The organism is Allomuricauda sp. NFXS6, from assembly GCF_040148835.1.
GTDB lineage: Bacteria > Bacteroidota > Bacteroidia > Flavobacteriales > Flavobacteriaceae > Flagellimonas.
This window is the reverse complement of the sequence record NZ_JAGEMG010000010.1, coordinates 89033-102388: the sequence shown is the minus strand read 5'-3', so window position 1 is coordinate 102388 and position 13356 is coordinate 89033. Positions and strand designations below refer to the sequence as shown.

The window sequence follows — 13356 nt, the reverse complement described above, 5'->3', positions numbered from 1 at the left end:
GCTCAACAATCGCACGGAATGATATTACAAAGCCTCATAAACCTGCTTTACAAACTCACCAATTTTTGAAGGTTCCAGCCAGCGCGTTACAATGACCAATCCACTTTTTTGGTCCACCACAATAAAGTTGCCTCCAAAACCTGCGGCGTAGAACACATGTTCGGGAACACCATCCCAGTGGCGTCCTCCTTGTTGGTTCAGCCACCACATATAGCCATAATTCACATTGGGCACAGAAGGCGTAACGGCTTTTTTGATCCAATCTTCGCTAATGATTTGTTCATCTTCCCATTTGCCATTATTCAAAAAGAGGGTTCCAAAACGGGCCATATCCTCTGTGGAGATAAAAAGTCCAGCACCTGAATGCCCACCACCGGTTACAGATTTCATTCTCATTCCATCAATTACAGTCCAAGCGTTTTCATAACCAAACCATCGCCAAGAAGTAGTAGCCCCAATTTTGTCCATCACCTCTTCTTTAAGCACCATGGGGAGCGGTTTTCTCCACACATGTGTCAAAGCGTAAGCTAGCACGTTTACACGAACGTCATTGTACTCCATTACGGTACCGGGTTCGTTGAGATTTCGGAATTTCCAATCGTCCAGACCGCCTTCACTCGGTGGACGGTCCGCCCAATCCTTACCGCCCCACAATTCTCCTGACCAATCGGAATTTTGTTGCAATAGGTGTTCCCAGGTTATTTTGGAGTTGTGTTCACCATCAAAAGTACCATCCCAAATATAGTCCCCCACTTTGTCCTTGGTATCCTTGATCAAACCATGGTCTTCGGCAAGTCCAGCCACTGTGGATAAGAAGCTTTTGGTTACGCTGAAAGTCATATCCACACGTTGGGTATCGCCCCACGAAGCCAGCACATAGCCATTTTTCATAATCATTCCAGCAGGACCACCGCGCTTTTTGGTAAGGCCTAGAATTTCATGGAAAGGTTCATGTTTGAAGCCTTCCAATATCGCAATTCGCAAATCCCTGGAACCTGAATATTCATTTGCATTAGCGTATTCTACTGCTTTGTCCAAAGCTTTTTGATCAAACTTAAATTGACCCTTCTCTGCGGTTTTCCATGTTTCGTAGCGTTCGGGAAAATTGAGTTCTTGCGCCTTGGTTTCAAAAGTTGAGGCAAAAGCAACAATCAGTGTTGCTGTAAAAAGAAGATTTTTCATCTTTCGGAGGTTTGGTTTGGACAAGAAAGGTAGTGATTGTTGGGGAATTTATCATCTACGATAACACTTAGGGCAACTGATACAAAAACACCTATTTGCATGAGATTCCGTGTTGTGCTTCGACTCATTTCGACTTCGCTCAACGACCAGCGCTCAGCATCCATATGGAATGACAGCCTTATTAAAATCGTTTTTTAAGGACTTGGGTGCCTTCTTTGTCATAATAACGCCACGTGCCCACCTGCTCATCATCGCGGAAGCGACCGCGGATTTTTCGAGTACCATCCGAATAGAATTCCTCGTAACGACCATGTTTGAGCCCATCTTTCAGGTCTACTTCAAACCTAATGTTTCCGTTTGCATATTTTTTACTGAACGATTTAGCATTCAAATCGGTTGGGTAGATGGGTGTCAAATCAAAAACAGCATCGGTGATCTCCGTTGAAGCCGAAGCTTGTTTTTTTGGAATTGCTTTATTGACAGATGTTGACGTTTTAAATGTCCTTTTGACCTCCTCCACGTTCCGATAGTTCAATACCAAACGACTTTCAAACAAATCGTCTTCCGGTGATAATTGTAGTCCTACCTGCGGGAAACAGATTATAAAATCCTTGTTCTTCCGCATTTTTTGTTTGGTGGGAGCATCGGCCAGGGCATACATATTATCATAGAACAAGGGCACATTGCCGTACACAAACACAGTGGATTCCGAATCGAACCTTTGATCAAAATTTTTAAATTCTTCCGAAGTCGCAAGTATATCTCCCTCCGATACTTTATCTATAATACCCTTTAGGGTATTGGGGCTGTCACTAAAGATCACAAAGTCATCAATCTGGGTAAAGTAAGGTTTATCAAACTCATCGAACCTGCCACCCAACAATATTTTAAAAAACCCTTTGATGGACAAAAAATTGATTTCGTAGCCCTTATAATTTACCGCCTTGAATTTTACGGGTGTCTTTTTGCGGATCTGTTCTACCACAAAAGTCAAATTTTTCTTGGCAGCTTCGGCGTCGTTGGCTTTGAGTACCAAGGCTACATCATTCTTACCTTTAGTAATGTGGGATTGAATTTGAAGCACGGCAATTTCGTTCCCGATCCAGCTTACAAAATGTTCCTTTACATCGATTTTCAGGAATTTCTCCATCTTGGCAATACTTGTTTGGTAACTCTCGAACTGCTCAGGATCACTCTGCTGTACCATCTCAAAATTCTTGTAGAATTTGGAAAAGCTATCAAATCCATAGCTGATATAAAGTGCCGTACTGTTGGGCGCCACTTCTGGAATAGATCGTTTGGCGGTCCCGGATTTTTGCAACGCTTCCAAATAATACTCGTTAACGGAACTAATGTTGGTGTACCCATTGGCGGTGAGTGTACTGTTTTCGTCCAGGTCAAAATAAAAACCTGAGAACAAAAAGTTTTCGCTCACTCGTTTTACCCAATCAGAAGGCCTGTCCGAATACATTTTTATGTAATCATTAAAATAGTGGTACTGTACATACATTCGGAATAAATCCTCGTGCCCCACCTTTTGGTTGATCTTTAAAAAATTGAGGTTACGACCCAAGACAGGTTCCAGATATTGATCTATGGAAGCTTCTACCAAGGTATGGGTGTATGAGGCCACCAATTGATTCTTGATAAAGGACAGATACATGGTTTTCTTACTTTCCCTATCGTGCACCTCTAAAATTTCATGTTCGTGATAGGTTCGTTTGCTCAGCATATAACCATCATCCAGCAACGTATTCAAATAAGTTTTGAGTAATTGTAGTTTAGCAATACGTTTAAGATCCAGCACATAAAAAATCCCATAATCCCTGTGTGAGATCATGTGAACAGAAATAAAAAGGGAGCGGTTGTCAAAAAATTCGAACAACTTATGATTGTCATTGAAAACCGTATCTACCCGTTGTATATTTTCGGTGAGATCAGAAAAATACGCGTTCTTTTTGAGGTGGCGCCAAGTTTTGCCTTTGCTTATTTTTTCCCAACTTTCCACAGGCTGTTCCGACTCAATAATGAAAACTGCATCCTTCGGAATTAGGTAAATGGACTGGAGATTGGTCTTGGGAGAGAGAATAAAAATATAGGCCAAATAGCACAGATACAGTACCAATAGGCCCAAAAAACCGTAAAGAATCCTTTTTTTGGTCATTTTTCCAAAAAGTGTCTTTTTCTACAACGAAGAAGATTTCGTTTTAGTTTAGACCAATAAAGGGAATCTGGTTTTAGAGTGATTTTAAATCTTTGATGGTCTTAAAAGCGACATCCACTTGCTCATCGTTCACCACAATGGTAAACTCGTTGGTGGTGGAGATTACCTCATAGAGGACAATGCCTTCCCAAGCCAATCTTTGAAAGATGAAATAGTATATACCTGGAACAGAAACGTTCTCTGCAGGCAATTTTACGGTAATGGAAGAAAGCCCTTCCGCCTTTTGAGTGCAGCGTTCCATTTTAAAGTACTTTTCCACTACCTCGTCCATCACATTGCTGATCACAATATTGATTTCGTTCACACCGCGGGAAGATGTATAAAATACATCTTGATTGGCATTCACCTCTTCCAACAATCTCGCTTGTTGCTGTAATATGGTATCGGAGGCCAAAAAAGTGTAATCCGTCAGGTTGGAGCGCACCGTAATCTCACCGATATTTTTGAGCACCTTTACGATTTTGTGCGTGGCCCTGAACTCCAAATCGTCCGAAAGGCGTTTAAGGGCCATCACAATGGCACCATCTTTAACATCTTTACCCAATTCTTCAGCGATTTCGGGTTTTATCTGTCTGGACAAAGAAGTCAAATTGATAATGCCCTGCGCCAAAGCTGTTTGAAGAAAAGGTTTTTTCTTAATGTAATGCTCGACAACAGCAGATATTGTTTTCATTTATTGCTTGGTTTTGAACAAAAATAACATATTGTTACAAAACAAACAAATGGTTAAAAATGATAGAATGCATTTTCAAAGTGCTCAACGTTAAAATTTTTACCGTTTTTGATTACCGTGATTATATCGAATCGAACCTCTAAATCCAAGTCCTTCTTTGCTACAAAATGGTCTGCAGCCATTGTTAAAAGTTTGATTTTTTTGGGTGATATTGCATCGGATATATCCTCCAAAAACCCTTTATTTCTTGACTTTACTTCAACAATCACCAAAAACCCCTCCTTCTCGGCAATGATATCCACCTCCGCATTGAGGTACCGATAGTTGCGCGCTTTGATTTCATAGCCTGAAGCCTTCAAAAAATCAACTGCTTTTTGCTCTCCAAGTTTTCCAAATGTGTTATGATTTGCCATATGATTTGTAAAAATCTAAAAAAAATGTGCATTTCATCGAAAAATTTGGTTGTTCATGGACTTTGGAGCGTTAAGATTGTACTTTGTTGGCTCAATTGAACCACATCCAACATTAGCATAAACATATAGTTGCCCCAAAACTATGTACCATATTAACGCCAGAAATTGCTATGGAGTACTTTATCAATTGTAATTCCTCAACCTTGGCGCCGTACACTACTCCATTGGATGAGTTACGTGCGGCCCACTTGTACCGAAGGCTTGGTTTTAGTGCCTCAGTACAAACCATCAACGCCGCTGTCGGACAAGCAGCGGACACCCTAGTGGACAACTTGGTCAATCAAGCGCTTGCCGCACCTACTATACCTGCGCCGGAATGGGCCGACTGGAACGATGCCAATTATCCTGCCGATGATGATATGGCCCGTGCCTTACGACGAGCGCAAATTGAAGATTTTACCACGTCTTACGGGAATGCCTTGGTGGAAAACGAGTTGTTGGATAGGCTCAGTTTCTTTTGGAGCAACCATTTTGTTACTCAATTAAGGACGTATAACTGTCCAGGGTTTCTGTATTACTATATCAACTGTCTGCAGCGAAATGCCCTGGGCAATTTCAAGACCTTTACCAGTGAAATAGGTCTCACCAGTGCCATGCTCTATTATTTGGACGGTGTACGAAACCGAGGCAACAACCCCAACGAGAACTATGCTCGTGAGCTTTACGAGCTTTTCACTTTGGGAGAAGGGAACAATTACACCGAAGAAGACATTATTGAAACTTCCAAAGCAATATCTGGTTACACAGAACGCGGAGAAGAAGGTTGTACACAAGTTACTTTTGACCCCACGGAATTCAATACCGAGAATAAAACCATATTCGGTCAAACAGGGAATTGGGACTACGACGATGTCATCGACATTCTTTTCAACGAAAGAGCTAATGAGATCGGATGGTTTATCTGTAAAAAGCTTTACGAGTTTTTTGTTCATCCCGATTCCACAAACGAAGATGGAGGGATTGCCCCACAAATTATTGACGGAATGGCCCAGACCTTTATCAGCAGTGGATTTGAAATTGCTCCTGTTCTTCGTCAACTGTTCAAAAGTCAGCACTTTTTTGATGAAACCGCAATCGGTGTGATCATTAAAAGTCCTGCGGACCTCTACTTCAACTTTTTAAAAGAAACCGGTTTCTCTTACGATGACGGAACTGTTTTAAATATGATTGATGCATGTTCCTTGATCGGGCAAGAATTTTTTGAACCTCCCGAAGTGGAAGGTTGGCAACGGGACCGAACTTGGATAAACACCAACTTTATTATTGGCCGTTGGCTGACCATGGAAGTTTTCATTGATCGTTTTTTCCAGAACGATTCGGAACAGTTTAGAACGCTGGCCATGGATGCTGTTGGACCGGCCGACAGCAATACCAGCAATCCTGAAACAGTGGTCAGGGCATTGGTGAACAAGTTTACGCCAAAGGGCCTTTTGACGGATGCTGATTTTGAAAAGGCCATGGATGCCTTCAAAATCGATGATGTCCCGGAAGAATATTACTCACCTGATTATATTCCCGGTGGTAACGGTTGGTGGGTTCTTTCATCAAGTATGGAAGTACCTACCCAAGTTTATCTATTGTTACGCCATTTATCCAGAGAACCCGAATTTCAACTCAAATAACCCCATCACCATGTGCGATAATCACCATACCCACGATAAATCCCCTCACAAAGGCCTAGAACACGAAGGCCACGATCTAGAACATAAAAAATGGAGCCGACGTTCCTTTGTCCAAGCCTTGGGCATCGCAGGTTCAGGTTCCATGTTTTTGGGAAGCCATATGATTTCGGCTTCCTCACCTTCACCGCTAACAGCCGCAGTAGCTGCCGCGGAAACAGACAATATTTTGATCCTGATCCGATTATCGGGTGGAAACGACGGACTCAGCACCGTAATTCCTATACAACAATATGATACTTATGCAAATGCAAGGCCAAACATCTATATCCCAGAAAGTAAGGTCTTAAAGCTTACCGATGATTTTGGGGTGCCCACTTATATGAGCGCCCTGGAATCCCTTTGGGGAGATGGCCAGTTCAAGGCCGTGCATGGCGTAGGGTACGAAAACCAAAGTTTGTCCCACTTTACGGGCTCCGATATTTTTGCCAATACCGATTTAACAACTACCGGTTTCTCTGGAGAAAATACTGGTTGGATGGGTAGACATTTTGAGGAGCTTTATCCAGATTATCTGATCAATCCACCACCGGCACCTGCGGCCATTCAAATTGGAAACTTGGCCAATATGGTTTTTCAAGGCGAGGAAACCAACTACGCATTTGTGACCAATAATGTGGATCAATTGGAGCAAATTGCAGAGACGGGATTCTTTTACGATATCGAAAATGCGCCTTTTGATGACTGTATGTACGGAGACCAATTGAGGTTTCTACGAGGCGTAGCCAATACAACATATGAATATGCAGGTACCATTCATGATGCTTATATGGCGGGTCAAAATCAAGTAGAGTATCAAGACAATGGTTTTGCCCGACAATTGGCGCTCTTGGCGCGCTTGATCAAAGGAAATTTGGGTACCAAAGTATATATGATTTCTTTGGGAGGGTTTGACACCCACGGAAATCAACCGATAGTGCACGAGCGTTTAATGTCCAACCTGTCCGTTGCCATCAATAATTTCTACGAAGACCTTGCTTTCACAGAACAGGATGATAACGTACTGAGTATGACCTTCTCCGAGTTTGGCCGAAGAATCTTTGAAAATGGTTCCAATGGTACCGATCACGGAAAAGCGGCACCCACCCTGTTCTTTGGTTCCGGATTGAGCGGTAGCGCTTTTGTTGGGGAACACCCGTCCTTGGATGAACCCAACAACCGAGGAAATCTGGAATACACTATGGACTTTAGAAACCTTTATGGAACCGTATTGGCCGAATGGCTCTGTGTTCCAAGGGAATCCGTGGAACAACACTTATTGGGCCATCCCTATCAAGCCATCGACCTTGGCTTTAACTGTAGTGGTGAAACCTTTGATGATATTGCCATGGACAATGATCCACCAATATTACCGGATACACCACCAAGTCAAGATCCCTTGGATCCCAATGTTGATGTTTTGGATACCATTGCACATGCAGCAGTGTATCCAGCAACATCCCCAAGAGACCCATATATCCATTTGGAAATGCCCGTTTCGGCCCATGTGGATATTGAGCTCTTCAATATTTTGGGACAACGTGTGGGAACATTGTTCAACGAAATGATGCTGGAAGGTGCCGTGGACATCAACATTCGGGAACGCATGCGCGACAGTTTATCCACAGGAAAATACATTTACAGAATTTCTGTAGGTGATAAAAAAATGAGCAAATCAGTGATGATTTCTTAAAAAAAGCGGACACATTATTGTCCATTTTTCGAAACCCTTCGGCAATGTACCCCTCACCCCAAATAGGGTCGCATTTTCGAGGGTTTTGTTTTTTATGTGTATCCCGTTAAAATCAGTATTTTTGGGGCCTAATTAGAATTCTACATGGCTCAAAATACATCTCCTTCCCGGTATACCATAACTGCAGCACTTCCCTATACCAACGGCCCCATTCATATTGGGCACTTGGCGGGCGTCTACGTTCCTGCTGACATTTACACTCGCTATTTACGCCTAAAGGGCAACGATGTCGCCTTTGTGTGTGGTAGCGATGAGCATGGTGTGGCCATTTCCATGAAGGCTAAAAAAGAAGGCGTTACCCCCACAGAAATAATAGATAAGTATCATGGTATCATCAAAAAATCCTTTGTTGATTTTGGTATTTCGTTTGATAATTACTCCAGGACATCCGCAAAAGTGCATCACGACACTGCTTCGGAGTTTTTCAAAAAAATGTACGAACAAGGTGATTTTATTGAGGAAGAAACTGAGCAATTATACGATGACGAGGCCGCGCAATTTTTAGCGGACAGATTTGTTATTGGAACCTGCCCCAGATGTGGTCACGAGGAAGCATACGGCGACCAATGTGAAAATTGTGGATCATCGCTCAATGCTACGGATCTTATCAATCCAAAATCGACCATTACAGGAACAGTTCCAACTTTAAAAAAGACGAAACATTGGTTTTTACCTTTGGATCGCTACGAAGGGTTCTTGAAAAAATGGATTTTGGAAGAACATAAATCCGACTGGAAACCCAATGTGTACGGCCAATGTAAATCCTGGATTGATGAAGGCCTAAAACCCCGTGCCGTAACTCGGGATCTGGACTGGGGAATACCAGTTCCTGTGAAAGGAGGTGAAGGAAAGGTACTTTACGTATGGTTTGATGCGCCCATCGGTTACATATCCTCTACCAAAGAGTGGGCGGAACGTGAAGGCAAGGACTGGGAGCCTTATTGGAAGGATGAAAGCACCAAATTGGTCCATTTTATCGGTAAGGACAACATAGTGTTCCACTGCATCATCTTCCCTAGTATGTTGGAGGCCAATGGCGACTATATTTTACCAGATAATGTGCCCGCAAATGAGTTTTTGAACCTTGAAGGCAACAAACTTTCCACATCCAAAAACTGGGCGGTTTGGTTGCACGAATACTTAGAAGAGTTCCCAGATATGCAAGATGTGCTTCGCTACACATTGACTGCAAACGCCCCTGAAACCAAGGACAACGATTTTACTTGGAAAGATTTTCAATCAAGAAACAATAACGAACTAGTTGCCATTTTTGGCAACTTCGTGAACCGAGTCACTGTACTGACCCATAAATATTACGATGGGGTTGTCCCCGCTCCGGCCGAATTTTCCGAGACGGATTTGGAGACTTTGAAAGCCTTGAAAGATTACCCTGGAATATTGGGTAACTCATTAGAAAGGTACCGATTCCGTGAAGGAAGTCAAGAATTGATGAACTTGGCCCGGTTGGGAAACAAATACCTAGCGGATGCTGAACCTTGGAAACTGATTAAGACCGACGAAGAGCGCGTAAAGACCATAATGTACGTGGCGCTTCAAATTGCGACGGGGTTGGCAGTACTTAGTGAGCCATTTTTGCCGTTTACTTCAACTAAATTGAAAAAGATTCTTCGCGTTGCTCAGAATGACAAAGATAGTGTCAGGTCGAGCACCTCGACTCCGCTCGGTACAGGTTCCGTCGAGACCACTTGGGATGGCGTTGCCACTGCGGAGGCTTTGCTTCCAGCCGGACACACCATCAACAAAAGTGAACTGCTCTTCAGAAAAATAGAGGACAAGGAAATTCAACAACAACTGGACAAACTCGAAGCCACCAAAAAAATCAATGCTTCGACTACGCTCAGCACAGGTGCAATGGACAAAGAAGTAGCCCCACAAAAAGACACTATCACATTTGATGATTTCTCCAAATTGGATATGCGTGTGGGAACCATCATCGAAGCTGAAAAAATGCCGAAGGCCGATAAACTTTTGGTATTAAAAGTGGATACTGGACTGGATACAAGAACCATTGTGTCAGGAATTGCCAACAGCTTCAAACCAGAGGACATTGTGGGCAAAAAAGTAACCGTTGTTGCCAACTTGGCCCCAAGAAAACTGCGTGGTGTGGAAAGTCAAGGTATGATTTTGATGACGGAAGACAAAGATGGCAAACTCGTATTTGTCAATCCTGATGAGGAAAACGTAAGCAACGGGGAAACCATAAATTAATTCATATCCTGAGAAACTGTCAGGTCGAGTGCAGTCGAGACCCACATTAGAAACTTGAACGCAATGACTTCTCGACTGCGCTCGAAGTGACAAATACTAAACAAACATCATGCAACTTGTCCCCTATATCGTTCGCCATACCAATCTTTCAGAAAAGAGTGTTGAGAACACCGTGGCACTTTTAAACGAAGATTGCACCGTACCCTTTATTTCGCGATACCGAAAAGAACGCACGGGCAATTTGGACGAAGTGCAAATCGGTTCCATCGTGGAGTACAAAGCTCAGTTCGAAGCACTGGAAAAAAGAAAAGCAGCCATCATCAAAGCGGTAACGGAGCAAGATGCGCTAACTCCTGAACTGGAAGCAAAATTTTTGAACTGTACCGATCTTACCAGTTTGGAAGACCTTTATCTTCCCTTCAAAAAAAGCAAAAAGACCAAAGCCGAAACCGCACGAAAAAATGGTTTGGAGCCCTTGGCCAAAATCATTATGGCACAACGTAGCGATGAAATCGAGTTTATCGCTTCCAAATATCTGAGCAAGGATGTCGTTAACGAAGACGATGCGTTGGAAGGAGCTCGACACATCATTTCGGAATGGATCAATGAGCGTACCGACATCCGAAATCAGCTGCGTGGTCAGTTGGAGCGCCATGCCTTGATTACGACCAAAGTCATCAAAACCAAAAAAGAGGACGAGAAAGCACAAAAGTTCCGCGACTACTTCGATTGGAGCGAACCCTTGAGCCGCTCCCCTTCGCATCGCTTTTTAGCCATTATGCGAGCTGAAAAGGAGGGTTTTATCCGAGTAAAAATCGAAATAGATGACGAAAGAGCTATCCAAAATATGGAACGGCGCTTGATCAAAACCAACAATGCGTGTGCGGAACAAATTGAATTGGCAATAGCCGATGCCTACAAAAGACTCTTGTTGCCATCGTTGTCCAATGAACTTTTAAAAACTGCCAAAGAAAAAGCGGACGCTTCGGCCATTCAGGTTTTCTCCAAAAATCTGAAGCAACTATTGCTCGGTGCCCCACTTGGTGAAAAACGCATCTTGGCTATTGACCCTGGTTTTAGAACGGGCTGCAAAGTGGTTTGTTTGGATGAACAGGGCGATTTAAAGCACAACGAAACCATTTATCCCCATCCACCACAGCGCGATAGTTCTGGAGCCATCAAAAAAATAAGTTCGTTGGTAGATGCTTATAAAATTGAGGCCATTGCCATAGGCAACGGAACGGCCTCTCGGGAAACCGAGCAGTTGGTAAAGCGGGTTCCGTTCAAGAAACACATTGAAGTCTTTATCGTAAGCGAGGCTGGAGCGTCCATTTACTCTGCTTCCAAAATTGCCCGCGACGAATTCCCGAATTATGACGTTACGGTACGGGGAGCCGTTTCCATTGGTCGCCGTTTGGCAGACCCTTTGGCCGAATTGGTAAAAATTGATGCCAAATCTATCGGCGTTGGGCAATATCAGCACGATGTGGACCAAACCCAATTAAAAACATCTTTGGACACGGTCGTGGAAAGCTGCGTGAACTCCGTTGGAGTCAACATCAACACGGCGAGTGTTCCCCTTTTGAGTTATGTTTCCGGTATTGGACCAAAACTAGCGGAGAACATTGTCGCCCACCGAAATGAAAATGGAAAGTTCAAAAGCAGGGAGCAAATTAAAAAAGTACCACGTCTGGGAGGCAAGGCCTTTGAGCAAAGTGCTGGGTTTTTACGCATCAAAAATGGGGACAATCCTTTGGATGATTCTGCCGTTCATCCAGAACGTTATGGTTTGGTTTCCAAAATGGCCAAAGACCAATGCATTTCCACCAAAGAAATTGTAGGGAATAAAGCAGCCTTGCAAGGCATCGACCTCAAATCCTATTGTACGGAAACCATAGGAATGCCAACATTGGAAGATATTCTGAAAGAATTGGAAAAACCAGGATTGGACCTTCGTGAGAAAGCGAAAGTGTTTACGTTCAATCAAAATATAAAGGAAATAACAGATTTGCACCAAGCGCAATTGTTGCCCGGCATTGTCAACAACATCACCAATTTTGGATGCTTTGTGGATATTGGAATCAAAGAAAGCGGCCTTATCCATATCTCCAATCTATCCGATACTTTTGTAAAAGATGTCAATGAACATGTTAGCCTTCATCAGCAAGTGGTGGTAAAAGTCTTGGATGTGGACGTGCCCAGAAAACGCATACAGTTAGCATTACATAAACAAGATGCCTAAATGGTAAAAATAGCCTACCATCCCATTTACAAGCATCCGTTGCCGGAAGGGCACCGGTTCCCCATGATTAAATACGAATTATTGCCCCAGCAATTGCTTTATGAAGGCACTTGTTCGGAAGAAAACTTCTTTGAACCCTCGCTACCCGAAGATCATCATATTTTGGCGGCACATGATGAAGCTTATTTCGAAGATTTGGTTGGTTTAAATCTCTCCAAAAGTGCTGCACGTAAGATTGGTTTTCCGTTAAGTGATGAACTTGTGAAACGCGAACGCATTATTGCGGATGGCACCATAAAAGGATGCGAATTTGCGCTCGAAAATGGTATCGCCATGAACATTGCGGGAGGAACACATCATGCGTATTCCGGTCGAGGCGAAGCTTTTTGCATGTTGAACGATCAAGCCATTGGCGCACGTTATCTTTTAAACAGCAAACTAGCCAACAAAGTTTTAATAATAGATCTGGATGTGCATCAAGGTAATGGCACTGCGGAAATCTTTCAGACAGACTATTCTGTTTTTACATTCTCAATGCATGGTAAAGGCAATTATCCCTTTAAAAAGGAAACATCAGACTTGGATATCCCATTAGAGAAAGGCACAACCGATCAAGAGTATCTTTCTATTCTAAAAAAGACCCTTCCCAAGTTGTTGAAGCAAGTTCAACCCGATTTTATTTTTTACCTCTGTGGTGTGGACGTTTTGGAATCAGATAAATTGGGTACGCTGTCCATGACTTTGGAAGGTTCCAAGGAACGAGATCGCTTTGTGCTTCAAACCTGTTACGAAGCTAAAATCCCAGTGCAATGCAGTATGGGCGGCGGATACTCTCCGGATATTAAAAGAATTGTGGAAGCACATGCCAATACTTTTCGTACTGCCCATGAAATGTATGAATAATTTTGCCGACTAGTTTGGT

9 protein-coding genes are annotated in these 13356 nt (G+C 43.0%); 5 read left to right on the top strand and 4 right to left on the bottom strand.

The genetic code is table 11. The features are described 5' to 3' along the window. Positions 1-24 precede the first annotated feature (24 nt). The 4 genes from J4E06_RS14800 to J4E06_RS14785 form a co-directional block, all read right to left on the bottom strand. Complete coding sequence (locus tag J4E06_RS14800) at positions 25-1182, bottom strand: serine hydrolase domain-containing protein (protein ID WP_349524753.1); 1158 nt, start codon at positions 1180-1182, stop codon at positions 25-27. A 181-nt stretch (positions 1183-1363) separates the two neighbouring features. Continuing rightward, the gene (locus J4E06_RS14795; protein WP_349524751.1) at positions 1364-3346 is read right to left on the bottom strand and encodes a DUF3352 domain-containing protein; all 1983 of its coding nucleotides are present in this window, start codon (positions 3344-3346) and stop codon (positions 1364-1366) included. Between the two features lie 73 nt (positions 3347-3419). Beyond that, positions 3420-4079, bottom strand: coding sequence for an aspartate kinase (locus tag J4E06_RS14790; protein ID WP_349524750.1), 660 nt, complete (start codon positions 4077-4079; stop codon positions 3420-3422). A gap of 53 nt (positions 4080-4132) precedes the next feature. After that, complete coding sequence (locus J4E06_RS14785; protein WP_349524749.1) at positions 4133-4492, bottom strand: YraN family protein; 360 nt, start codon at positions 4490-4492, stop codon at positions 4133-4135. A 170-nt stretch (positions 4493-4662) separates the two neighbouring features. Between J4E06_RS14785 and J4E06_RS14780 the strand changes: the two genes are divergently transcribed. From J4E06_RS14780 to J4E06_RS14760, 5 genes are all read left to right on the top strand, one after another. Next, positions 4663-6174 carry a DUF1800 domain-containing protein gene (locus tag J4E06_RS14780; protein ID WP_349524748.1) on the top strand — a complete coding sequence of 504 codons (1512 nt, stop codon included), beginning with the start codon at positions 4663-4665 and terminating at the stop codon, positions 6172-6174. A 10-nt stretch (positions 6175-6184) separates the two neighbouring features. Then, positions 6185-7903 (top strand): DUF1501 domain-containing protein, encoded by a 1719-nt coding sequence (locus J4E06_RS14775; protein WP_349524747.1) that lies wholly within the window; start codon positions 6185-6187, stop codon positions 7901-7903. Positions 7904-8047: 144 nt separating this feature from the next. Beyond that, the gene (metG, locus tag J4E06_RS14770) at positions 8048-10192 is read left to right on the top strand and encodes a methionine--tRNA ligase (protein WP_349524746.1); all 2145 of its coding nucleotides are present in this window, start codon (positions 8048-8050) and stop codon (positions 10190-10192) included. A gap of 109 nt (positions 10193-10301) precedes the next feature. Then, on the top strand, positions 10302-12434 hold the full coding sequence (locus J4E06_RS14765; RefSeq protein WP_349524745.1) for a Tex family protein: 2133 nt from the start codon (positions 10302-10304) through the stop codon (positions 12432-12434). Next, the gene (locus J4E06_RS14760) at positions 12435-13337 is read left to right on the top strand and encodes a histone deacetylase family protein (RefSeq protein ID WP_349524743.1); all 903 of its coding nucleotides are present in this window, start codon (positions 12435-12437) and stop codon (positions 13335-13337) included. It begins immediately after the preceding gene. Positions 13338-13356: the final 19 nt, after the last annotated feature.